Origin of the sequence: Streptomyces sp. HUAS TT11 (assembly GCF_051553595.1) — a bacterium.
In the GTDB taxonomy this organism is placed as follows: domain Bacteria; phylum Actinomycetota; class Actinomycetes; order Streptomycetales; family Streptomycetaceae; genus Streptomyces.
Genome location: NZ_CP196184.1, coordinates 9,425,739 through 9,448,198 on the forward strand (window position 1 = coordinate 9,425,739; position 22,460 = coordinate 9,448,198).

The window sequence follows — 22,460 nt, forward strand, 5'->3', positions numbered from 1 at the left end:
CCCGATCGGTGAATGACCTGTTCGGCACCGGGCGCGAGGCAAGGGCTCAGGAACCCGTGACCGCCTGGCGGTTGATCACTACGGCTCGGTCGACATACTGCCTGGCCGACCGAGGGGGCCGGAGCAGTCGTGGAAGTCGACGATGCCGGCGTGCGCAGGCGCCCTTGGTGGGCTGCGCGGTTCACTCCCGCCGACTCGGGCAATGTGCTGTGCCGGGCCTGTCCGGCAAGAAGTTGAGCGGTCGACGTGCGGGCGTCGTGCCGGTGGGAGTCACGTTGCCCGTCGGGCACGTGCGCGCGTGGACGCCGGTGTGGTGCACCCCGCGTCCGTGCCGCGGCGACTTCCGCCGCGGCACGGACGCGATGCCTGTCGGGCCGCCGCCGCGTCAGGCGGACTGCAACAACGCGCGGAGCTGCGCGGTGTCGATGATGTGGGCCCGGGACGGGAACACCTTCTCGACCAGCACGCGGTGGATCTCGGCGTCGGGGTCGGACACACCGTCGGACAGGACGAAGACGCGATAGTCGCGGTCGGCCGCGTCGATCAGCGTGGACAGGACGACGCCGCTGGTGCTGATCCCGGCGAGTACCAGGGTGTCGATTTCCCGGTCGCCGAGCTGCCGGTGGAGGTCCGTGGTGGAACCCGAGCCGTAGCGGATCTTGCGTACGACGATGTCGCCGTCCTCCGGTGCGATCCGCTCGTCGATGTGGGTGGCAGGGTCCTCGTGGTGCATCATCTTCGCCGCAGCGACGCCGGAGAAGGTCTTGTTGGTCTCGGGGACCGCGGTCCAGTCGTCCTCGGTGAAGCCGACGCGGACGTAGCCGACGGTGCCGCCGGCGGTTCGGATGTCGGCGATGGCGCCCTTGACCCGCTCGATGAGGGCGTCCGCGTCGGGGGCGAGAGGCACGATGCCGTTCTGGAAGTCCATGGCCAGCAGGGCGGTTCGCGCGGGGATGATGCCGGGAAGGGCGGGGGTGCTCACGAGCAGGTTCTCCTTGATGGGTTTCTCGGTGGTGCCAAAGGTGCCGGTCGGTCGGTTCGTGGCGCGGTTCATCGAGCGGCGCTCGAGGACAAACGGCGGTCGAGGACGGTCAGCAGCAGGACCGCGAAGCCTGCCGCGACCAGCACGATGCCGAGGATGTGCAGACCGTGGTCGCTCGCCCCGTCGCGGAAGACGATGCCGCCGATCACGGCCGAAGTGATGGTTCCGAGGTATCCGAACGTCCGGAACAGCCCGGAGGCGGTACCGATCTGGTCGGGCGGAGCCGCGAGGTAGAGGGCGGTCTGGTTGCCGACTGTGGTGGCGGCGGACGTGATGCCGAAGACGAGGGAAACCAGCACAATCGCAATCACCGGGCTGTGCGAGGTGAGCAGCATGATGCCGGCGGAGCCGATCAGCATCGTGATCGCCGAGGCGATCAGCGGTCCGCGCACCAGATTGCGGCTGGCGAGCGGCCGGGAGAGCAGTGCCGAGACGGCTCCCATCGGCAGCAGCAGAAGTCCCGCCGTCACGGTGGACATCCCGTGGGCGGCCTCCATCCACTGGGTCATGCCGTACATCACGGAGTAGACGCCCAGCAGGGTGAGTGCCTGGCGCAGATAGGTGCGGGTGAGGGGGCCGTTGGCGGCGAGGCTGCGGAAGTCGAAGAACGGTGCGGTCCTTCGCAGTTCCCACACGACCGTCGGCGCCGCGACGAGTACGAAGGCGGCGAGCGCGATCCACTCGACCCGCGGAAGTCTCATCAGGAAGACGACCAGCGCGCTCATCGATCCTGCGAATCCGACGATGCCGAGCAGGTCGATCCGTTCGGCGACCTGACGGAAACCGGTGCGACCGTGGTCGCGCGCCGGATCCCGGGGCAGCCAGCGCACGGTCATCGCGAGGGCGATCGCGGTGACGGGGATGTTGATCAGGAACGCCCAGCGCCAACCGGCGGCCCCCACCAGCAGCCCGCCGATCGGTGGGCCGATGGCGGCGGTGGCCATCCCTGCGATCGCGATGCCGCCGAGCACCCCGCCCGGTGGAGCGTCGAGACCTGTCTCCGCGGCACGGCGCCGGATCAGGACCATCGCGCAGGGGAAGGCGGCCGAAGTGCCGATGCCGACCAGGACCCGGGCGACGGTCAGCATCGCCAGGCTCTGGCCGAGGCCGCCGATGACACCACCGAGCAGCACGAGCACGATGCCGGAGAGAAAGATCCGGCGCGCGCCGAGTACCTCCGCCAGCTTGCCCGCCGTCGGTTGTGCGACGGCGCTGGCCAGATAGAGCGAGGAGACCAGCGCGGCGGTGCTGCCCACGGAGACGTGCAGATCGGCGGCGATGGGGACCAGGGCGGTCGCGATGATGGAGCTGTTGATCGGGTTGAGGCTGGAGCCCACGTAGAGCGGGGTGGTGAACGTCCACGCGAAGGGCTTGGGGGAGTGGCCGCGCGCCTCTGTCTCGGCCCTGGTGGTGGCGGCCCTCATATGACGCCGTCAGTCAGGTCGGCCGCGGCGAGGCGTTCGAGCAACACGATGGCCTTCTCGAGGTCCTGGCGCTCCTCCGCGGCGACGACCCGGTCTATGGCCCGCGTCAGGAATGCGGCGCGCCCCGCGAGCAGGTTGTCGATCAATTGCGTGGCGGAGGGGTCGGCGCTCATCAGCTTTCGGCGGCCGTCCTGCGGGTCCGGCTTGCTGTGGACCAGCCCGGCGGCCTTGAGCACCGCCAGGCTCTGCGCGATGGACTGCGGGCTGACGTGCTCCAGCGTGGCGAGGCGGGCCGCGGTGACCGGGCCCTCCCGCACCACGCTCCCCAGCACGGCGAGCTGTGTGAGGGTCAGGCCGACCGAGTGCTGCCCGGATTCCGCGCGCAGTCGCGCGCGCAGTCGCTTCATCGCATCGCTGAGCCGCTGCGCGGTCGCTGCGGACTGCTGCGGTCCTGGGTCCGTGGTCATGGTCCTCAGCCTAGATCTCGACAAGTAACTTTGCCAAGTTACTTGTCGAGTTTGTGTCCGCCCCATAGGGATCACACGGCTTCGGGTGAGGCCACGAGTCATGGAGCGCGCGCGGGGTGCGGCGATGTGACCACGGGGGCGGCAAGGTGGTCGGACGGTCACCCGACCGGGGGCAGTACAGGACCCTTGAGCCGGCAGTTCATCAAGTGCGCCGTACGACCAGCACGGCGAGGTCGTCCGTGTGCTTCATCGCGACTGCGGCGTCGAGGATCCGGTCGGCCGCCTCCTCGGTGCTCAGCCCTTCGTGGAGGGCCTGGGCGGCCAATGTTCCGGTGCGCTCCAGTCCCGCGTCCAGCGACAGGTCCGGTCCTTCGACGACGCCGTCGGTCACCATGACCAGCGCGGTGTCCTTGTCCAGCGTGAAGGTCTCCGCCGGATAGTCCGCGTCGGGCAGGATTCCCAGCACCGGACCGCCCGGCAACCGGTGGATGTCGTGGCTGCCGTCCCGGTGCGCGGCGAGCAGGGGTACGTGCCCGGCGCTCGCGCCGGTGACCTGCCCGCTGCGCGGATCGATGCGCAGCATGGTGCAGCTGGCGAATCGCGGTGCGCCCATCGAGACGAGCAGTTGATTGGTGTGCGTCAGGACGGTTCCGGGGTCCGACTCGTGAGCGGCGATCGCGCGCAGCGAGCCCCGCACCTGCCCCATGAAGGCTGCCGCGTCCACGTCGTGCCCCTGGGCGTCGCCGATCTCCACCGCGACCGCACCGTCCGGGGTCAGGAAGGCGTCGTACCAGTCACCGCCGACGTCCAGTCCGGTACGGCAGGGCCGGTAGCGGGCGGTGACCTCAAGACCCGGCAGTCGGGCGGGCAGCGTCGGAAGCATGTGGTGTTGCACCGCCGCGGCGAGATCGAGGCAGGCCTGCTGCGATCGGATGCGTCCCAGCGCCTGTCCCGCGAGCTCGGCCAGCGTGATCATGAGGGCCTTTTCGTCCGGGGCCGGACGGGGCCTGTCGTTGTAGGTCACCACCCAGGCCCCGAGCGGCTGATCACCTGCGGAGCCGAGAGGAGTGATCGACATGGCGGCGTCGGGGCCGGGCCAGGCGAGAGGTGCTGTGTCCGTGTGCGGCCAGTTGCGGAGCAGCTCCGCCCGATCGGCGATGAACTGCGACTCACCCGTGCGGATCGCCTGGGGCAGCGGGCCCGGCTCGTGCAGCGACATGCAACGCAGAACGCCCGAGGACCAGTTGGGGAGCCCCGCATCCGAGGAGATGCAGAGATGGTCGTTGTCGACGAGCGCGAGCGCGGCGGCGGTGCCGCCGAAGGTCGCGGCGAGTCGGGTGAGTACCACCTGCTGCAGTTCCTGCTCGGTGGCGGTGCTGATGACGGCGGAGGAGAACTCGGCGACCGCGGCGGCGCGGCGTCTTTCGGCTCCCAGGGCGGCCAGCACCTTCTGTCGGTGGGCTTCGTGCCGGGTGTCGTCACGTATGACGCCGAAGACCCGCTCGGGGCCGTTGTGACCGAGCTGGATCCGACGGGTCTGGCAGGCCAGACGGTATTGATCGCCTTGGTCGGCCCGGAAGCGCAGCACGGTCCAGGAGCCCTCGCCGCCGTCGAGGTTCATGAGCCGTCGCAGGGAGTCCCGGTCGTCCCGCTGGATGTGCCGGACCAGCCAGGGCAAGGAGACCGAGGCCTCCGGAAAGAGCGCGGCCACGGAGGGCGCGCCACCCAGCCACTCGAGTTGATGCACCCGAGGCTGGTACATGCACACGCCGAGGCCTGCGGATGTGGCCGACAGCCGGAACGGGATCAGCAGAGAGGCGAGGTCGTTGTGCACGTCCAGCGCGTGCACCCACACCAGCTGCTCGCCGTGGGCGGAGGTCACCGGCCGCGCTTCGACGAGGGCGACCAAGGATGCCCTGCCCGGCCTGGGGATCTCCAGCACCCGCATCGCCACCCGCTGCTTGCTCGCGTGTGCCACGATGCGCTCGAGCACGCTCCGCTGGCTGTCGGGCAGCAGGTCCCACAGGGGGTGGCCCACACACTGCTGTGCCGGCCTGCCGAGGGTCGTGGCCATCGGGGCGTTCAAGGAGCGGATGGTGCCGCCCGGGTCCAGCAGGGCCGACGGTTCAGCCCTGCAAAGGAAGTCGTTCGAGGCGTCCACCGATGCTCCCTAGCGATCGTTGAGCGATCACCCTCACTACATAATGGTCCCATTCCGGTTATTTCGCCGCGCGGTCGGCTATCCGGCGCCTTGGGTGAGGCGATGCCTCTGACCTGCTCTTTTCGAAACGCCCACGCTCGACGTCATCGTCCCGGAACGATGGACACGAGACGCGGCCACAGGGCCGGCAGTGCGCCTCGGGCCGCAGTTGCAATGTCCGGGACAGGCCGCCTGCGCGGTCGGACAGGACATGGACGAAGTCGCGGTCGTCGCTCAGCACGGGCCCGCACCATGCGCGCCCCTGCGTGGTACAGGCTGCGGCTCGTCTCGAGCCCTTCGCCGCCCAGTTGTACCAGGCCGCGGCACTCGGGCCCGGGGGTCACATCCGCTGGGGCACGATCGCGACCGGGCAGTCCGCGTGGTGCAGCAGTCTGTGACCCACCCGGCCGAGGTGACACAAGTGGCCCTGTCCACGCCGTGCCCCGATGACCACGAGGTCCGCAGCGGCCGAGCGCTTGAGCAGCACAGATTTGGCAGGACCTTCCACTGTGCTGCGGCGCACCCGAACCTTCTGGTGGTCCGTCATCGCATCGCCGAGCAGGACGTCGAGGAGCTCGGACGCCCACTGCTCGTCGTCTCGTACCGATTTCCCGGCAGGCGCGAGGTGTTCGGCGGTCTCCCGTGCCGGGCGGCGCCAGGTACGAACGACGTCGAGGACACATCCGCGTGCCTCGGCCTCACGAAATGCGAACCGCACCGCCTCGTTCGTCGTGCCGGGTTCTCCGGCACCGAGGAGGATGCGTCCGTGCGCCCCGGCCAGCCCCGCCTTGTCACCGCGGACCACGATCACCGGACCGTGTGCACGCGAGGCGACTGCCAGGCCGACCGAGCCCAGAAGCAGCCCTTCGAACGCGGTCCGGCCGCGGGAGCCGGTGATCAGGACGTAGGCGTTGCCTTCTTCGCGCAGCAAGGCCGACGCAGCGTCTTCGGGCACCACGTGACCCGACACTTTCACCTCGGGGTTCCGCCGCCGTGCGCGCTCTGCCGCCGTCTCGATGACGTTCTGCGCCATCACCTGCTCGGACGGGCGTTCAAGGCTGCTCGGCGGGAAAACACCTTCGTAGCGTTCCCACAAGGAGGCGTGCACCAGCCGGAGCGGCAGACCGTGCCGGGCGGCTTCATCCGTTGCCCAGTCGACCGCCATGAGGCTCGAGTCCGATCCGTCGACCCCCACGACCAGGGGCAGCTCCGTCATCTTTCCCACCGCCTTTTCGCCGCACTGTGGCGCCGTGGGCTCCCCGGCCCCGGCGTCCTACGCGTGGGGGACGACCGCCAGTGGGCAGCCGACGTGATGAACCGCGGCATGAGTGACGGGGCCGAGGCGCGGGACCGTCGGCCGCTCGGCCGTACGACGGCCCAGGACGAGCAGGCTCGCCGGGGAAGCGGCCCGGGCGAGGGCGGTGGCGGCCTTGCCCTCCACCACGGTCTCCAGTACCTCGGTCTCGGGGTACTTGTCACGCCATATCTGAAGGACGGCGGACAGGAATTCCCTCCATTCCTCGCCCTGTTGGGGATTGCGCATCAGGGCGATGTCCCCGGGCCCGAGGCTGATCGCCGAAGGCGACTGCCATGCGTAGACGACACGCAGCCGGGCGTGCCGCTGCCCCGCCGCCTCGAACGCGAACTTGATCACCTCGTCGCAGGGATCCCGGAGGTCGATGCCGAGCACCACGTCCCGATAGCGGGTGTGGGTGGACGGCTTGCCGTCGTCCCCCGGGAAATGTTCGTCCTCGGCCTCCTCGTCCGCGCGTACGAGAATGACGGGACGCGTGGCCTTGGCGACCGTGCCCATGGCGACGGAGCCGACGAGAAAGCCGGTGAAACCGCTCAGCCCGCGCGAGCCCAATACGAGCAGTTCGGCTTGCTCGGTTGCCTTCACCAGGGCCTCGGTGGCAGGGCCCTCGAGTTGCTCGTCGGTGAGTTGCACGCCGGGGACGGCATTGCGGACGCGCTCCGACGCCTGGCGCAGGACGCGCCGCGCCAGGTGCCGCTGCGCGGCGTTCGCTCGGTCTCCGCCGTCCCCCTGGGCGAGATGCCAGTTCCAGGCGTGCACCATACGCAGAGGTCGCTCACGGCGTACTGCCTCGCGTGCTGCCCATTCGGCGGCGGCGAGACTCTCAGCCGATCCGTCGACTCCGACGATGACGGGCTCAAGCATGGGGAGTACCTCCTGTCTGCCGTAGTCAGGGTCTCGCCACGGCCCTCAGGTGTGTATGGGCCGCACGGTCAGCCTCGGGTCCGTTCGGCCCTGTGGTCGCCCACCGGGACGTCCATCGGCCCAGCTCGCACGGGCCCCCGGTCGGGGACCTGGACGTGTCGTGAGCCGCACGGAATGTCGTAGACCATGACGCGATCGCTGCCACGTACGGCCGCTCGTTCTCGGACCCGGCCTTCGGCGGCGACGTCCATCGACAGGGTGCTGTGAGCGGCCACGAGTACGGGTGTGTCGCCCTGGAGGCCGAGACTGAGAGCGCCGCAGCAGATCAGGATTTCGGCGCAGGTGCGTGGGGTCGAGCCAGGCCCGGTGGCGGACAGTATGGGCCAGAGACGCTGCCGCCACCTTGCGGGTCCGGGTGCGACTCGGGCGTACTGCCCCCGTGGACGCGCGTGTGCGACGGGCCCCCGGCCCGTCGCACCACGGTCGGTCAGCGCAGCCAGGAATGGTCCCGGACGATCGGAAGCCGGGCCCAGATCCTGCCCAGCCCCCATGCCGCACCCGCGCCGACAGCGGCCAGCACGATCAGCGCGACCGCGTAGATCAAGTGATAGTCGGCGAACGGATTGGACGACATGCTCGGCGACCCGTCCGACAGATGCTTGGCAGGCGGCCACTCCGCCAGCCACATCAGTGCCATCATCGCCGTACCGGCGCCGGCCGCGAGGCGCAGCGCCACACCGGTCATGACGGCGACGCCGACGCCCAGCAGCCCCAGCATGAACAGCCAGTCCGCCCATGCGTCACCGGCCCACGAGTGGAAGGTCGACTGCAGCGGACCGGCGGCCACGGAGCTGAGGAAACCCTTCGTCGGCGACCCGCCGTCGATCCATCCCTTGCCGGACGCGGTCGCGTAACCAAGGCCGAAGGTCTTGTCCAGGAACGCCCACAGGAAGACGAACCCGGTGAGGATGCGCAGGGACGCGAGGGCGTAGGCCTGCGCGGTGTGCGTGTCGAGGTGTGCCGACACGGTGGATACTGGCGCGCCCTGGTGCCGGCGGAAGGGCGGCAGGTGGATGCCCGAGCTCTGCTGGGGGTTCTCGTGCACGGCCATGGTGGTGATCCCTTCGGGGATGTGTGAGTCGCCGTCGTTCCGACATCCCTCACTCTCGTCGGTGACCGAGTGCCGGACCGGATGCCGAAGGGCCGTATCCCTTGGGCTGAACGTCCCTTTGTTCGGGGCCTGTTGGGCCGGAGACCGGGACGCCGCCGAAGGGCGGGAGAACGCGGGCGAGCCGCAAGCGAGTGCAGTCCTCAGGGAGTCGACATCCGGGCTCCGGCCGCCGTCGCGTCACACGGTGATCCGACGTCCCGTGACACTGAGGGGATTGATACGGATCCACATGTCCCGCTGCCCGCCCGGCCATGGTTCGCTGTAGGACTGCTGTCGCACCAGCCGCACGCAGTCGGGGTCTGTCACAGTGCCGGCGGGTCCGGTGACGAGGACGCTCCAGCCCTCGCTCAGCGCCACGTCGATGTGGTCGACCTCGAAAGCCACTTGGCAGCCCACCGCTTGTGCCGGTACGGCTTGGGGGCTCGTCCGGTAGACGAGGAGCCCCTCGATCACGCTGTAGTTCACGGGGACGACCACCGGGCCGGTGCGGACGGGTATCGCGAGCCTGCCCACGCCGTGGGTGGAGAGAAGGTCCCAGCATGCCTGCGGGGGCAGTTCGGTGAACTTCGGATGCCGTCCTGCCTGACCGAGGCCGGGTGGTAGATCGTTGTCGCCGCCGGTGAGGTCGCGGACGGTGGTCTGCAGTGCGCCGGCCAGCCTGAGGAGGGAGGCGGCACCCGGGGTGACGGTGGGCTGCTCCTCCAGGCACTGGAGGTAGCTGCGCGACATTCCCGCCCGATCGGCTGTCTCTCCCTGCGACAAGCCGAGTTCCACCCGCCGCTGTGTGATCCTGCGTCCGAGGTCGCCGGCAGCGTGCCCTGCAGCAGTGTGCGACGACGGCTGTGCGGCCATGATCGTCCTCTCCTTCAGAGGTTGTGCAGCCGGTCGCCGGCCACCCCGTGGGGTGACCGTCCGTCGGGTTGCGGCCGGGAGTCGTCGAAGCGGTAGTCGAGTTGGTCGATCACGGCGACCACTCCATCGATCTGCCACGTCGCCGCGACGGCGATCTCCGGCTGGCTCCTGTACTGCAATCGGCCGGTCAGGGTGACCACCCCTTCGACCACGAAGACGTCGACGGCAGTGGGTGCCAGTCGAAGTGTGCGGAGCAGCACTTCGTCGACCACCTCGTCGCGGATGTCCCTGTCGGGCCGCAAGAACACCTTGAGCAGATCTCGGCGCGTGACGATGCCGACGAGGCGGTCCTCGTCGTCCAGCACCGGCAACCGCTCCACGTCCCGCTGGGTCATGATCCGAGCCGCCTGGGCAATGGTCTCCTCGGCGTGCACCGTGATGGGCGGCACCGTCATCAGCTGCCCGGCGGTGAAGGCCCTGGACACGGCGGGCTGTCCATGGGCCGAGGACGTCGGTTCGCCGGAGGCGGAGCGGCGCTCCGGTTCGTCGGTGCCGACGTGTTCCGACTGTCGCTTCACCAGGTCCGTCTCGGATATGACGCCGATGACCTTCTCGTCCTCGTCCACGACCGGCAGCCCACTGATCCGGCCGTTTGCGAGCAGCCGTGCGACTTCCTTGAACGGTGTGGAGTAGTCGGCACGGATGACATCGCTGGTCATGACGGAGCCGACCTTGTTGTGCTTCATGTCCCTTCCTTCTGCCAGTCGCCTCCAGCCGGTGCCGCCGGGACGGGGCCGATGTCGGGCCGCGCGGACTGCGGCAGGTTGCTCGCCCTGCCGGACGGGTGCGGCAGCACCTGTTGGAGGCTTTCCGGCCGCTGAGCGGAAGAGCCGGGCCGGTACCCGGCTGCGCCGGACGAGATGCAGGGCCGTGCCGCCGTTGTCGCCGAACACGCGAGGTGCTCGCCGCCCGTGCCTGCGCGCGGACGGCACCACAGGCATCCACACCGTGCGCCCGGACGATCACGAACAGTGGCACGGCCTCCATGACGCGATGCCGCATGGGCCCCGTGCCTGCTGGGCGTGCCGTCCGTCATCACGCACCTCTTCCAGCCTCCCGACACCTCGAGCGTCCATCGGATCGAAGGTGTTCGCATGGGCCGTACGGGGGTGAGGTAGGGGGCCGGTCGGCCCCGGTACCTTCGCTCGCGAAGAGGCACGGACCGGGTTGGCGCCCGGTTCGGAGGTGTCCGTCGGTCACATCCCTTGCCGGTGTGCCGGCGGGTTGTTCTGCGCCGGTCCCACGCGGTAGGGCCGCATCATGTCGTTGTCTTCGTGTTCGAGCATGTGGCAGTGCCATACGAACTGGCCAGGCCTGTCGAACGTCGCCTTCAGCCGTGTGACGGTACCGGGGTAGGCGATGGCGGTGTCCTTGAAGCCGCGCTCCCACGGCTCCGGGGGAGAAGCGGCCTTCTGCGTGAACCTGCGCCGGTCGACGATCTCGAACTGGACCTCGTGGACGTGGATCGGGTGGGCATCGACGGTGAAGTTGTGGATTTCCCAGATCTCGGTTTCTCCCTGTGCCGGATTTTCCGTCACAGGGTCGCTCCATCCCATGGGGACCGGCTTCCCCTGTACGTCGACGGTCCCGAGAAGTGCCCGTCGGGGGCCGACGTGCGGTAGCACGGAGGATTTCTGCTCATTGAGGGAGAGCCGGCGGACACGGTCCGCCGTGCCCAGCGGCACGAGGGACGGCAGGGTCAGCTGGGAGCAGGGCACGCTCGTGTCCGGCGAGGTTTTCGACTGGATGACGAATTTCAGTACCTGCCCGGTCGTGGCCGGCTTCGCGGGCGCGAAATCGACACCCGCTTTCCCGCCCTTGAACGTGGCGTCAGGTCCCTCGTTGATGAGGTACAAGGCGGTGCCAGGACGTAGCGAGGTGAAGTCGACGATCACGTCGGCGCGCTCCGCGGGAGCGATGAGCAGTTGCTCGAGCTGTACGGGCGCGGCCAGGAAGCCCCCTTCGTTTCCCAGCTGCCAAAGGCTCAGCGCGGGGTGCGCCGGACGGCGGGCCGCAGGGTCGGCGACGACCTTCAGGATGAGGAACCGTGAATTGCACCCGTTGAGGAAGCGCAGCCGGTAGCGGCGGGGTTCGACATCGAGGACGGGCCAGGTCCGGCCGTTGACGACGATCGTGTCGCCGAAGAATTCGGGATTCCAGATCGGCGGGATATCGCTGCCCGGCACATAGGGGCCCTTGAACCCGTCGAAAGCGGCGCGTCCCGAAGGGTAGAGAAGGCTGCCGTCCGCAGCGAAGGATCTGTCCTGGATCACAAGCGGGATCTCGTGACCGCCTTGGCCCGAGGGGTCTCCGGGACGATGGGCGGGCCCGGGCAGCACACCCTCGGGCAGGTCGGCCGCTCCACCGCGCAGGAGGTAGAACCCGGCCAGTCCGGCATAGACGTTCAGGCGCGTCACGCCCAAGGCGTGATCATGGAACCAGAGGGTGGCCGCGCGCTCTTCGTTGGCGTACTGGAAGACGGCCTCTCCCGGGCCCCAGGTGACGTCGTAGGCGGCCTCGGCCTTCTGTTTGTACAGGTCGTAGAACGATCCGACCCGGGCATAGCCGGGGGAGATGTCGACAGCGTCCGGGAGGTACCAGGCTTCGGGGTATCCGTCGCTCTCCTCCGTGTTCCGGCCTCCGTGCAGATGAGTCACGAGCGGCACGGGGCCGGTGTAGGGACCCGGCGTCGACCGGAACATCGCATGCCCGTCCCGGCCCCCCGTCCCGCCCGGCGGATTCGCCCAGTGCAGTGTCGGGTCGACCGGCAGCAGATGGGGCAGATACCGGCCCGAGCGATCGAGCAACTCGTTCTTCCACCGCACCCGCACGGGCCTGCCGACCCGGGCTTCCAAAGTCGACGCAGGGTAGTGGAACGTGCCGGGGTCCTCCGTACAGCCGTATCCCCACACGGTCGTCGTCGGCAGTCCGGGGGGCAGCACCTGCTGCCGGAACTGACGGACACCGATGGAGTAGTGGTCGATGCCGTCACCCGAGCCGCGGGTGGACTGCGGCATGACCGGAGGGATGACCAGTGGCGCACGGTACTTTTTGATGCTTTCGGGATCAAGAGCGGTTCGCCCCGCCGGTGACGACAGCCGCGTCGGGCCGAACCCGGCACCGGAGGGAAGCAGAGCGAGCGCGCCTCCGGTAACGGCGGCCTGGACGACTCGACGCCTCGTGACCACGTCTGTTCTCCGTTCGCTCTGCCGGGACCGAAGACAGCCCGCGTCGCCCTCGAAGAGTGGCACACGCTGCGGCGCCCGAAGCTGCGCGCATACTCCAGACAGGTCAATCAGTACCGTCGAAGGGAGACACCGTGCGATGTGTCCGCCCCTCGATGCGGGACTCCGGCCCGTCAGGCCTGTTCCGGGCGCCTCTACTGGTGAGCCTTGACGGGAGTCGGCCGGAGACGCTGTCGTGTACACCGCGGACAGCGCAGCGGCCGAAGTCGTAGCCCCAGGTGGAACGGCCCGCCGGCGGGTCTGCGCGCCGCGTCGGCAGCGGATTTCCCGTCCGAGACGTAGGCCGGTGACCGGTGGAACCGCTCCTTGACGACACGGACCAGCAGGAGCCGATACGGGGCGGCTGGACCGCTTGCCCGGGCAGTGCGCCGAGTACGGTCGCTGTCCAGCTCCTGGGGGACTATCGCGTGGCCACGTCCACGGTGTCATCCCGGTCGAAGTCGAGCCGGTTGACGACATCGACCACGCCGTCGACCTCCTCGCACAACTGCACGGCTACGGGGAGCAGACTCTTGCGCTCCACCCTGCCGCTCAGCGTGACTCTCCCGTCGGCGACCTCGACGGTGAGCGACGAGGGCGGCAGCCCGAGCGTCCCGACGATGACGTCCTCGAGAATCTCCTCCTTGATCGCGCGATCCTGGCGGAGGAACAACTGCAGCAAGTCGCTCCGGCTGATCACACCGATCAGGTGGCCGTCGTCATCCACCACAGGAAGTCGTTTGACCTTGCTTCCTTCCATCGTGCGTGCCGCACGAACCACGTCCCACTCCGGCTTCGCGACGACGGCGGGGCTGGTCATCAATGCACCGGCGGTGATGCCGACGCCCACCGACGTCTGCTTGCGCAGCAGGTCCGCTTCGGACACCACCCCGACGGGCCGACCGATGTCGTCGACCACGGGGACGGCGGTGATGTCGTACTCGTCGAGCAGGCGTGCAATCTCCTTGAAGGTCGTGCCGGGCCGCACGCTCACGGCGGTGGGAGTCATCAAATCACCCACACTGCGGTGCCCCATCGCTCGGCGTCCCCTATCTGTGCGTCCGCAAAACGGCCCCTCTGCCAGAGCGCGGTGACCGCGTGAGGGCCTCGGCGATTTCCACGGCGCAGAGACGCCCGCGCAGCATCGGCACTCGCGTGATCACAGCACTCGCGTGATTACAGCGCGGCCTTCTCCGACGCATTTGATGTCCCCTTGCCCGACCAGTGCACCGTACGCCAGGACTACGGCGCCCGCTCGCGCTTGGTGGGACCATGGTGTTCCTCTCGCAGGACCGCAAGTCGGCGCCGGTACTCTTCCTCGTCGATCTCTCCGCGGGCGAACCGTTCAGCGAGCACCCGCTCGGGCGGCGACTGCCCCGAAGCGTGGTGCGGATACCCGGGGCCGCGGTTCATTGTGCGAACCAAGAACACGATGAGCAGGACCAGCAGCGCCCAGAACAGGATCGCGCTGACCGACGCGACGAACCAACCCCATCCATTCATGCCCCGGTGGTTCCAGTAATACATCGCGAGTCACTTCCCGGTACTTCAGGTCCCCGTGGACCGGAAGACGGGGCCCGCAGTCGACACGTGGCCCACGCCCTGAGGTACGGCGGTGTAAGGCACCTCTCAGTGTGGTGACACGGTCGTGCCGAGGGCAGAGGCCGAACGTCCCCGAGCGGGACCGACCGACCCACCGGAGCCGTGGACGCCGGCCCGGAGACGCGGGTCCACTCGGTCTCGGAAGGGTCCGGGTGGCCCTACCGCAGGAGTGCCTCCCGGTTGCAGCCTGAACACGTGGTGTTCTTCTCCTCCGTCGTGCGGGTGGTACGGCGACGAGACGATCGCACCGTCCGCACCGGCCGGGGGAAGCGCCGCCCGACCCGGAAGGGAGATTCCGGTGACCGCACCCACCCTGGACACGTCCGCCGTCACCGCATTCGTCGAGGACGCCACGGCGGCTCCGTCCCTGCACAACGCGCAGCCCTGGAAGTTCCGGTTCCATCGTGACAGTGGCATCCTGCGGCTGTACGCCGATCTTGAACGCGCACTGCCGAAGACGGATCCGGACAACCGCGGCCTGCATCTGGGCTGTGGAGCCGCACTGTTCAATCTGCGTGTCGCCGCGGTGGCGGCAGGCAGGGAACCCGCCGTTCGGTTCTTGCCCGACGATTCCGATCCGGTGCTCCTGGCCGAGGTGGACCTTACCGGCAGCGCATCCCCGGACGACCCACTCGCCCTGCTGCAGCCGGCGATCCGCCGACGTCACACCAGCCGCCATCCCTTCCTCGAGGACGACATACCGGAGGTCCTGCGGGACGGACTGTGCGTGTCGGCCCACCTCGAAGGAACCCGTCTGGTCTTCCCCGACGCCTGGCATGCGGACTCGGTACTGGATCTTGTGCACGATGCCGAATGCCGTGAGGCGTGGGCCCCCGGAGTACGTGCTGAGACGGCGCAGTGGGTCCGAACGGCGCCCTCGGGGGAGAGCTTGCCTCGGGACGGGATTCCGGCGGAGGCGCTCGGCCCCGGACAATGGGGAGCCAGTTCTCCCGTGCGTGACCTCGCCGGCGGCCGCAAGGTGGCCGGCCGTGGCTGGGCACCCTTCGAAAGGCGACCGCACATCGCCCTGCTCGGTACGGCCCAGGACCACCCGGTGGACTGGCTACGGGCGGGGCAGGCACTGGAGCGGGTCTGGCTCCAGGCCACTGCGGACGGCCTCGTCGCCTCTTTGACCTCCCAGCCCCTGGAATGGCCCGAGATCCGGTGGGCCGTACGCGACCCCACGTCAGCTATGGCGCATGTGCAGATGGTGCTCCGCCTCGGGTACGGCCCGGAGGGGCAGCCCACACCCCGACGGCCGGTGGCCGAGGTACTCGAGGTCCTCTGAAGCGCTCGGCCCGGGGCCTTGCGCAGAGGGCCCGGAACCGCGGTCGCGCACCGGGCGTGATCACGCTCCGCACCCGGCACACATGCGGGAGGACGTACCTCGGTGCAGGCAGACCCGGTGCGGAGCGCGCAAACGGCTGGGCGACTCATCACGGGCGCGGGCTACGCCCGGCCACCATGCTTCCTCCCGCGCGAGCCGGGAGGTTCGACCGGTGCTACCGCGGCCCCACGGCCAGCCCCGCCTTGCCGCCCGGCGTGGAGACCTCCAGGCGCGGGCGGTGCCTCGGCAGGACGAGCATCGAGCCGGCGCCGACCACGGCAAGGGCGGTCATCACGACGAAGCCGCTGGAGAAGCTGCCCGTGGAGCTGACGATGAAGCCCATGACGGACGGCGCGACGATGCCGGAGAGCGCGAACGCAGCGTCGGCGAAGCCTGCCGCGACGCCGGGCTGCGCGGGCATCGCGTCGATCGCCGCGACCCACCAGATGCCTCCGGTGACGAAGCCGAGACCGACACCGATCGAGATGAAGGTGACCGACACCGTGAGGGACGGTGCGACGATGATCGGGATGAGTGCGGCGCCGGAGAGCAGCAGCGCCACGCCCATGATGGTGAGGCGGGTGCGGGGGTTGCCGGTGCGGGCGAACACCTGGTCGGTGAGCACGCCCCCGAGGAGCGCGCCGGCCACGCCGGCCGCCCAGGGCGCCACGGTGAACAGCCCGACCGCGCTGATGCTGAGGTCGTACTGCGAGGACAGGTACTCGGGCAGCCAGTACATGAAGCCCCAGAACATGAACCCCCAGGCGAAGTAGCCCACGGCTATGACCCACAGGTTCCTGTTGGTGAGGACGGGCCGCCAGTGGACGCTGCCACTGGAGGAGCGCTCTTCCTCGAGTTGGCCCGCCGCGATGTGTGCGCGCTCGGCGGCCGATACCTTGCGGTGCTCGTCAGGGGTGTCCTTCAACAGGGCCCAGGCGACGGCGAACCAGAGTACGCCGAGGGCGGCGAGCACCCAGAACATTCCGCGCCAGCCCAGTCCGTCGATGAGCTGTGTCACCAGCGGTCCGCCGATCAGCAGGGAGCCGGCCACGGCCACTCCGCCGACCATCGCCAGCGCGATGCCGCGTTCCTTCTGCGGCAGCCAGCGACTGACCGTCCGGGTCGCCGCCGGGAAGCCCGGGCCCTCACCCGCGCCGAGAATCACCCGAGCCATGAACAGGCCGATGAACGAGCCCGAGACGGGGGTCACCGCCGTGACCACCGACCAGATGGCCACGCCCACGAGCAGGATGCGCCGGGCGCCGTAGCGGTCGACGAGCGGGCCGGCGAGAAAGGCGAAAACCATGTAGCCGATCGAGAAGGCGCTGCTGATCAGTCCGTACTGGGACTTGCTGATGCCGAACGCCTTGGTGAGCGGGTCGACCGCGTAGCTGATGGCGCTGCGGTCGATGTAGTTGATGACGATGAGGGCGACGATCAGTCCGAGTGTCAGCCACCGGACGTTGGAACGCGAGGAACTCATGGGTTCACCTCGGTGGAGTGATGAGGAGTCTGCGATGCGTCAGGCGCCGGTCACCGCCGACATCGCGCGGGTCAGGCGCGCGGTGTCGGGGGCTGCGGCGATGTTCCATACCTCGTCGGCCAGATCCTGCACGGCCTGTTCCGCTCCCGCGCCGCGGGCGTTGGCGAGGAACTTGGCGGTGAGTTCGGTGGCGTCGAGAGGGTCTTGCGGGCTCCCCCTGTTCACCATGACCCGCTCGGTCACGGTGGTCCCGTCGTCGAGTTCCGCGGTGAGCACGGCGGGGAACTGATGCGGAAAGACGGCGGTGCACTCCTCGTCCGCGACGCAGGTCACGCGAGCGGCGAGGGCGAGGCGAGCGGGGTCCGCCGCCGCCTCGTCGGTGAAGTCCTCGTGGAACACACCGAGTCCGTGGCCCGGTTCCCCGGGCCGGGCGAGCAGTCCTGCGGCCACCGTGTAGGGACCGCTGAACGCCGCGTGGTAGCCGGAACGCGGATGGGCCTTCTCGGCCGCCGGTTCGGCGATGGTGCGCAGCACGGGCGCGGGAACCCCGAGCGTCAGCCGCACGATGCGGTCGGGCTCGATCCCCCGGTTGCGCAGCCTCATGGCCGCGTCCACGCCCGCGTGAGTGAAGTGGTTGCAGGGGTAGGGCTTGATGAACAGCCGGGACAGTTCCCAGCGCTCACCGAGGCCTTCGGTCGTCGCGGCGACGACGGTCTTCGCGTCGAACCGGTCGCCGCAGAACGCCTGGAAGAAGCCGAAACGGCCCTCCAGAACGGTGGGCGGGCCGGTCAGGCCGAGGCGTGCCATGTCGGCGGCGACGACTCCGGCGTGGGCGGCCCAGCCGCAGTGCACGCGTTTGACGGTCCCTCCGGTGCGGTTGGCCTCGATGATGCCGGAACCCATGCTCGCGGCGATGCCGATCGCGGAGCAGATCCCGTCGGCGTCCAGGCCGCGCAGCACGGCGGCGGCGGAGGCCGCGCCGATCGCACCGCAGATCGCGGTCGCGTGCAGACCGCGGTCGAAGAACACCGAGTTGCCGAGTTCGGCGTCGTACTGCGCCATCCCGAGCCGGCAGGTGATCTCGATGCCGACGGCCGCGGCGGTCAGCAGTTGTGCACCGTCGGCGCCGACCGCCTCGGCGGTGGCGAGCGCGGCGGGCAGCACCGAGGCCGATGGATGCAGGACGGACGGCAGATGGGTGTCGTCGAAGTCGAGGCTGTGCGCGAGGGTGCCGTTGACCAGCGCCGCCGACGGGGCCGGCAGCCGGTCCGGTGAGCCGATGACGGTGGCGGCGGGGGAGCCGCCCCACTCCTCGACGAGTTCCCTGACGGCGGCGCCGGGCCGCTGGGACAGGGCGGCGAGGCTGTTGCCGAGCAGGTCGAGAAGGTGGCCGGTGACCTTGTCGCGCAGGTCCGGGCCGAGTCCACCGTCGCGTGTCGCGACGGCGAACGCGGCGAGCTGCTGGGCGGCGGTGGGCGTGGAGGGGGACGCGTCGGTCATCAGGCCACCACCGCGAGGGGGCGGATCGGGGAGCCGGTGCCGCCGACGATCCTGAGCGGGGCGACGATGAACAGGAACTCGGGTACGCCGGTGGCGGCAAGGTCCTCGAGCGCCAGGTGCTCCATGATGTAGATGCCGTGGTCGACCAGCAGCAGCCGGTGCACCGGCAGGACGCTGTGGCCCGCGCCCGGTGGGATCTGCTCACAGGCCGTCGTGTCGCAGCCGACGGCCCGCACACCGCGCTCGGCGAGCCATTCGCCCGCGTCCTCCGTGATACCGGGGACACCGGACTCCTTGCCCAGATAGGCGATCGGATCGTCGAAGTGCCGTGCCCAGCCGGTGCGGACGACGGCGACATCGCCCTTGCGCGGCTCCGCGCCGCCGAGTTCCGCCGCCTTGTCCAGGTCGGCCGCGGTCACCCCGTAGCCGCCGGGAAGGGTCTCGGTGCCGAGTGCCGCGGCCACGTCGAGCAGCACGCCGCGGGTCACCATGGCCGGGGTGTGCTCGGCGCCGTGCTGCGAGAACGAGCCGCCGGCTTGTGCTTGGGCGGCGTCGACGCCGCCGTGCAGCAGGCCGTCGTGGCTGACGTGGGAGAGTGCGTCGATATGGGTGCCGACATGACCGCCGGTGATGATCACCTCGTTGGCGGCGGAGCCCCCGTCGGGGCGGACCATGTCGCCGTGGCGGCGGGCCAACGTCATACGGAAACCGGGGTGGTTGGGCGAGCAGGGCATGCCGGTGAACAGCGGCTGGCCCAGCTCGATGATGCGGGGATGGGCGGGCAGTGCGGCGAGCAACGGGTTGGTGGTGTGCTGGACTAGGGTCATGACCTGCCTTGCCTGGGGGAGTGGGGGTGGTGGCCGGGGGCCGGCCGAGGGTGCGGCGGTCAGCCGGCGAGTTCGAGGAGCCAGCGGGCGCGGGCCACGACCGCGGGGTCGACGAGGCGTCCGCGGTCGTCGAGCCAGGCCGCGTTGCCCGCGCGTTGGGCGCGGTGCAGGGAGTCGACGAGCCGGCGGGCGTCCTCGACCTCCTCGGGCTCGGGTGTGAAGGCCGCGTTGACCGGGGGGACCTGCCGCGGATGGACGACGGATCGGCCGAAGAAGCCGTGGGCGCGGGCGCGTTCGGTGCCGGCCTTGAGGCCTTCCAGGTCGGCCACTTGCGTCCAGACGCTCTGGACCGGGCCGGAAAGTCCGGCAGCTCGGGCGGCGTTGACCGTGCGGGCGCGTGCCCAGTCGAGCGCTTCGTCGGCGCTCACCCTGAGATCTGCGGCGAGATCGGCCTCGCCGAGCGAGAGCAGGACCACCTGCGGTGCGGTGGTGGCCAGTTCGTAGGCGCGTTCCACCCCGAGGGCCGTCTCGAACAGCAGATGGAGCGGTGCGTCGACCCTCTCCAGTACGGCCTTGATGTCGTCGGGGCTCTCGCACTTGGGGAGCCTGAGTCCCTGCACGGGTGCGTCGGCGAGCGCCGCCAAGTCGTCCTGCCCGTCGGGGAGCCGTACTTGGTTGATGCGGAGCCACAGCGGTTTGGGCCAGGCGGCGGCCACCGCCTTGACCGCGTGCGCCCGCGCCTCGTCCTTGCGGTCCGGGGGCACGGAGTCCTCCAGGTCGAGGACGACGGCGTCCGCTTCGCCTGCCATCGCCTTGTCGAGGAGGTCGGGCCGGGTGGCGGGGACGTAGAGCCAGGAGCGTACGGCGCCGGACGGCCGTGGAACGCCGGTCATACGACGCCCCGTTCGGCCAGGGCGGCGAGCTCTTCGGCGCCGACGCCGTAGCGGCCGAGCACCTCCGCGGTGTCCCGGCCCTTGCGTGGACCGGGCCAGCGGACGGCCCCCGGGGTGTCGCTGAGCCGAAAGGGCACGTTCTGGAACCGGATGGTGCCGAGCTCCTCGTCCTCCACCGCGGTGATGGTGTCCAGGGCCTGGAACTGCGGGTCCTCGAAGATGTCGCTCATGTCGTAGATCGGTGCGACGGCCGCCTGGGCATCCTCGAAGGCCTCGACGACCTCGCTGCGGGTGCGGTCGGCGATCCATGAGCCGACCGCCGCGTCGAGTTCGTCCGCGTGCCGGGCACGTTCGGCGCCGGACGCGAACCACGGCTCGTCCACGTACTCGGGACGGCCGACAAGGCGCATGACCCGTTCCGCGATGGACTGGGCGCTGGTGGAGACGGCGACCCAACTGCCGTCCTTGGTCCGGTAGGTGTTGCGCGGGGCGTTGTTCACGGACCGGTTGCCGGTGCGGGGCTGGAGTTGCCCGAGCTGGTCGTAGGTGATGGCCTGCGGCCCGAGCAGTGTGATCATCGGCTCGATGATGGCCAGGTCGAGCACCTGGCCGCGCCCGGTGCGCTCGCGGGCGTGCAGCGCGGTCATGATGCCGAAGGCCGCGGTGAGCGCGGACACGCCGTCGGCGAGACCGAAAGGCGGAAGGGTCGGCGGACCGTCGGGCTGACCGGTGATGGCGGCGAAGCCGCTCATCGCTTCGGCCAGGGTGCCGAAGCCGGGGCGTTTGGCGTACGGGCCGATCTGGCCGAAGCCGGTGACGCGGGCGAGCACGATGCGGGGGTTGATCTCGGCGAGGGCCTCGTAACCGAGGCCCCAGCGCTCCAAAGTGCCCGGCCGAAAGTTCTCGATGACGACATCCGTGTCCGCGACCATGCGGCGGAAGATGTCCTGCCCCTCCGGGCTGCCCAGATAGAGGGTGACGGCCTTCTTGTTCCGGGACAGCATCTTCCACCACAGACCTACGCCGTCCTTGCTCGCGCCGTGGCTGCGCACCGGGTCGCCCTTGGGGTGTTCGACCTTGGTGACGTCGGCTCCGAAGTCGGCGAGCAGGGTGGCCGCCAGGGGCCCGGCGAAAAGGGTGGCGATGTCCAGCACCTTGATGCCGGTGAGGGCCGAGCCCCTGGCGGACGGGGCGGCGGGTGCGGAGTCGGTCATGGAGATCCTTCCGTTGTCGCGTGGGAGGAGACCCTGGATCCGGGTGCGCCGGCCGTGGGGCCGGTACCGGTCCACCCCAGCGCGGTGGAGATGTCGTGGGCCGCCGCGACCACGCGGGGTGCGCAGGCGCTGACGAACTGCGAGGTGAAGCGGGAGCGGGGGCCGCACACGGACACCGAGCCGCGGACATCGCCGTCGAGGCCGAACACGGCCGAGGCGACCGAGCCGGCGTCGGCCTGGCGCTCGCCCTGCGAGCTGGCGTATCCGAGCTCCCGGACGGCCTCCAGTTCGGCGCGGAGCGCGTCGGGGTCGGTGTGGGTGCTGCCGGTGAGGGCCGGCAGGCCACCGGCGAGGATCTCCTCGCGTCGCCCCTCCGGCAGGAAGGCCAGGATGCACTTGCCCGAACTGCCCGCGTGGAGGGGGAACCTGCGGCCGAGTTCCACGGTCATCTTCACCTCGTGAGTGCTGACGATCTGGTCGACGTAGACACGTCCGCCGGGTACGAGCGCGGTGAGGGTCACCGTCTCCCGCGTCTCCTCCTGCAGCCGCCGCAGGGTGCCCGTGGCAACGGCGCGCAGATCGAGTTCGCGCAGTGCACGGGCTCCGAGCGCGGCCGAGGTCGCGCCCAGGCGGTACAGCCGGGTCTGCGGGTCGAGCGTGACCATGCCGCGGGCGACGAGGGTCTGCAGGATGCGGTGCACCACGGCCTTGCTGAGGCCCAGTTCCCGTGCGATGCGGGAGACGCCGAGTTCGTCGGGTCCGTCGGTGAACAGCAGCAGCACGTCGATCACGCGGCCTGCGGTCTCGGTTCCGGGTTGAGTCGTCATGGGCTCATTCTCGCCTGCCCTGGGAGTGTGATCACGGGTGTGTTCCCGTGTCGGACTCTCTGTCCGTACCGCTCAATGGAACATCAGAGAAGCACTGCTTCCGATCGAGGTCAAGAGCCATTCCCCAGTAAACATCAGGTTTCTCCTGGCTTTGCTGAGAGGTATTGA

General features: G+C 69.7%; 19 protein-coding genes. 1 reads left to right on the forward strand and 18 read right to left on the reverse strand.

The window, feature by feature from the left end:
• Positions 1-385: 385 nt before the first annotated feature.
• From ACSHXN_RS42400 to ACSHXN_RS42455, 12 genes are all read right to left on the reverse strand, one after another.
• On the reverse strand, positions 386-982 hold the full coding sequence (locus tag ACSHXN_RS42400; RefSeq protein ID WP_355139221.1) for a cysteine hydrolase family protein: 597 nt from the start codon (positions 980-982) through the stop codon (positions 386-388).
• A gap of 68 nt (positions 983-1,050) precedes the next feature.
• Positions 1,051-2,466 (reverse strand): MFS transporter, encoded by a 1,416-nt coding sequence (locus tag ACSHXN_RS42405; RefSeq protein ID WP_356293331.1) that lies wholly within the window; start codon positions 2,464-2,466, stop codon positions 1,051-1,053.
• Entirely contained in the window at positions 2,463-2,933 is a 471-nt protein-coding gene (locus ACSHXN_RS42410; protein WP_355139217.1) for a MarR family winged helix-turn-helix transcriptional regulator, read from the reverse strand. The genes ACSHXN_RS42405 and ACSHXN_RS42410 overlap by 4 nt, the downstream gene beginning before the upstream one ends.
• 202 nt (positions 2,934-3,135) lie before the next feature.
• Positions 3,136-5,094 carry a SpoIIE family protein phosphatase gene (locus ACSHXN_RS42415; RefSeq protein WP_383357438.1) on the reverse strand — a complete coding sequence of 653 codons (1,959 nt, stop codon included), beginning with the start codon at positions 5,092-5,094 and terminating at the stop codon, positions 3,136-3,138.
• Positions 5,095-5,473: 379 nt separating this feature from the next.
• Complete coding sequence (locus tag ACSHXN_RS42420) at positions 5,474-6,349, reverse strand: universal stress protein (protein WP_438306306.1); 876 nt, start codon at positions 6,347-6,349, stop codon at positions 5,474-5,476.
• 57 nt (positions 6,350-6,406) lie between these two features.
• Positions 6,407-7,312 (reverse strand): universal stress protein, encoded by a 906-nt coding sequence (locus ACSHXN_RS42425; protein WP_438306307.1) that lies wholly within the window; start codon positions 7,310-7,312, stop codon positions 6,407-6,409.
• A gap of 487 nt (positions 7,313-7,799) precedes the next feature.
• The gene (locus ACSHXN_RS42430; protein ID WP_355139210.1) at positions 7,800-8,423 is read right to left on the reverse strand and encodes a hypothetical protein; all 624 of its coding nucleotides are present in this window, start codon (positions 8,421-8,423) and stop codon (positions 7,800-7,802) included.
• 237 nt (positions 8,424-8,660) lie between these two features.
• Entirely contained in the window at positions 8,661-9,335 is a 675-nt protein-coding gene (locus tag ACSHXN_RS42435) for a helix-turn-helix domain-containing protein (RefSeq protein WP_356111839.1), read from the reverse strand.
• A gap of 14 nt (positions 9,336-9,349) precedes the next feature.
• A complete protein-coding gene (locus tag ACSHXN_RS42440) occupies positions 9,350-10,081 on the reverse strand; it encodes a CBS domain-containing protein (protein WP_355139206.1) in 732 nt (243 codons plus the stop codon).
• Between the two features lie 510 nt (positions 10,082-10,591).
• Positions 10,592-12,412, reverse strand: a complete 1,821-nt coding sequence (locus ACSHXN_RS42445) for a multicopper oxidase family protein (RefSeq protein ID WP_438306308.1) — start codon at positions 12,410-12,412, stop codon at positions 10,592-10,594.
• A 628-nt stretch (positions 12,413-13,040) separates the two neighbouring features.
• Positions 13,041-13,655 carry a CBS domain-containing protein gene (locus ACSHXN_RS42450; protein ID WP_355139202.1) on the reverse strand — a complete coding sequence of 205 codons (615 nt, stop codon included), beginning with the start codon at positions 13,653-13,655 and terminating at the stop codon, positions 13,041-13,043.
• Positions 13,656-13,861: 206 nt separating this feature from the next.
• The gene (locus ACSHXN_RS42455) at positions 13,862-14,122 is read right to left on the reverse strand and encodes an SHOCT domain-containing protein (protein ID WP_438306309.1); all 261 of its coding nucleotides are present in this window, start codon (positions 14,120-14,122) and stop codon (positions 13,862-13,864) included.
• A gap of 397 nt (positions 14,123-14,519) precedes the next feature.
• Between ACSHXN_RS42455 and ACSHXN_RS42460 the strand changes: the two genes are divergently transcribed.
• Complete coding sequence (locus ACSHXN_RS42460; RefSeq protein WP_438306310.1) at positions 14,520-15,509, forward strand: Acg family FMN-binding oxidoreductase; 990 nt, start codon at positions 14,520-14,522, stop codon at positions 15,507-15,509.
• A 214-nt stretch (positions 15,510-15,723) separates the two neighbouring features.
• Here ACSHXN_RS42460 and ACSHXN_RS42465 read toward each other — a convergent pair whose 3' ends face one another.
• Genes ACSHXN_RS42465 through ACSHXN_RS42490 form a run of 6 tightly spaced genes read right to left on the reverse strand, consistent with a single transcriptional unit; the run spans position 15,724 to position 22,292 of the window.
• A complete protein-coding gene (locus ACSHXN_RS42465) occupies positions 15,724-17,031 on the reverse strand; it encodes an MFS transporter (RefSeq protein ID WP_355139196.1) in 1,308 nt (435 codons plus the stop codon).
• Positions 17,032-17,070: 39 nt separating this feature from the next.
• Positions 17,071-18,531, reverse strand: a complete 1,461-nt coding sequence (locus ACSHXN_RS42470) for an MmgE/PrpD family protein (protein ID WP_356293319.1) — start codon at positions 18,529-18,531, stop codon at positions 17,071-17,073.
• Positions 18,531-19,358: a cyclase family protein gene (locus ACSHXN_RS42475; protein WP_438306311.1), complete on the reverse strand. Its 828-nt coding sequence runs from the start codon at positions 19,356-19,358 to the stop codon at positions 18,531-18,533. The genes ACSHXN_RS42470 and ACSHXN_RS42475 overlap by 1 nt, the downstream gene beginning before the upstream one ends.
• A gap of 59 nt (positions 19,359-19,417) precedes the next feature.
• Positions 19,418-20,251, reverse strand: a complete 834-nt coding sequence (locus ACSHXN_RS42480) for an HpcH/HpaI aldolase/citrate lyase family protein (RefSeq protein ID WP_355139191.1) — start codon at positions 20,249-20,251, stop codon at positions 19,418-19,420.
• A complete protein-coding gene (locus tag ACSHXN_RS42485; RefSeq protein ID WP_355139189.1) occupies positions 20,248-21,465 on the reverse strand; it encodes a CaiB/BaiF CoA transferase family protein in 1,218 nt (405 codons plus the stop codon). Before ACSHXN_RS42485 ends, ACSHXN_RS42480 begins: the two co-directional genes overlap by 4 nt.
• Complete coding sequence (locus ACSHXN_RS42490; RefSeq protein WP_355139187.1) at positions 21,462-22,292, reverse strand: IclR family transcriptional regulator; 831 nt, start codon at positions 22,290-22,292, stop codon at positions 21,462-21,464. Before ACSHXN_RS42490 ends, ACSHXN_RS42485 begins: the two co-directional genes overlap by 4 nt.
• Between the last annotated feature and the right edge of the window lie 168 nt (positions 22,293-22,460).

What these genes read in the sequence shown, in the direction of transcription:
- ACSHXN_RS42430 (WP_355139210.1), bottom strand. Translation starts at nt 8,423, where the DNA reads ATGGCCGTGCACGAGAACCCCCAGCAGAGCTCGGGCATCCACCTGCCG.
- ACSHXN_RS42455 (WP_438306309.1), bottom strand. Translation starts at nt 14,122, where the DNA reads ATGAATGGATGGGGTTGGTTCGTCGCGTCGGTCAGCGCGATCCTGTTC.
- ACSHXN_RS42465 (WP_355139196.1), bottom strand. Translation starts at nt 17,031, where the DNA reads ATGAGTTCCTCGCGTTCCAACGTCCGGTGGCTGACACTCGGACTGATC.
- ACSHXN_RS42445 (WP_438306308.1), bottom strand. Translation starts at nt 12,412, where the DNA reads ATGCCGCAGTCCACCCGCGGCTCGGGTGACGGCATCGACCACTACTCC.
- ACSHXN_RS42480 (WP_355139191.1), bottom strand. Translation starts at nt 20,251, where the DNA reads ATGACCGGCGTTCCACGGCCGTCCGGCGCCGTACGCTCCTGGCTCTAC.
- ACSHXN_RS42470 (WP_356293319.1), bottom strand. Translation starts at nt 18,531, where the DNA reads ATGACCGACGCGTCCCCCTCCACGCCCACCGCCGCCCAGCAGCTCGCC.
- ACSHXN_RS42405 (WP_356293331.1), bottom strand. Translation starts at nt 2,466, where the DNA reads ATGAGGGCCGCCACCACCAGGGCCGAGACAGAGGCGCGCGGCCACTCC.
- ACSHXN_RS42490 (WP_355139187.1), bottom strand. Translation starts at nt 22,292, where the DNA reads ATGACGACTCAACCCGGAACCGAGACCGCAGGCCGCGTGATCGACGTG.
- ACSHXN_RS42485 (WP_355139189.1), bottom strand. Translation starts at nt 21,465, where the DNA reads ATGACCGACTCCGCACCCGCCGCCCCGTCCGCCAGGGGCTCGGCCCTC.
- ACSHXN_RS42410 (WP_355139217.1), bottom strand. Translation starts at nt 2,933, where the DNA reads ATGACCACGGACCCAGGACCGCAGCAGTCCGCAGCGACCGCGCAGCGG.
- ACSHXN_RS42435 (WP_356111839.1), bottom strand. Translation starts at nt 9,335, where the DNA reads ATGGCCGCACAGCCGTCGTCGCACACTGCTGCAGGGCACGCTGCCGGC.
- ACSHXN_RS42475 (WP_438306311.1), bottom strand. Translation starts at nt 19,358, where the DNA reads ATGACCCTAGTCCAGCACACCACCAACCCGTTGCTCGCCGCACTGCCC.
- ACSHXN_RS42440 (WP_355139206.1), bottom strand. Translation starts at nt 10,081, where the DNA reads ATGAAGCACAACAAGGTCGGCTCCGTCATGACCAGCGATGTCATCCGT.
- ACSHXN_RS42425 (WP_438306307.1), bottom strand. Translation starts at nt 7,312, where the DNA reads ATGCTTGAGCCCGTCATCGTCGGAGTCGACGGATCGGCTGAGAGTCTC.
- ACSHXN_RS42450 (WP_355139202.1), bottom strand. Translation starts at nt 13,655, where the DNA reads ATGGGGCACCGCAGTGTGGGTGATTTGATGACTCCCACCGCCGTGAGC.
- ACSHXN_RS42420 (WP_438306306.1), bottom strand. Translation starts at nt 6,349, where the DNA reads ATGACGGAGCTGCCCCTGGTCGTGGGGGTCGACGGATCGGACTCGAGC.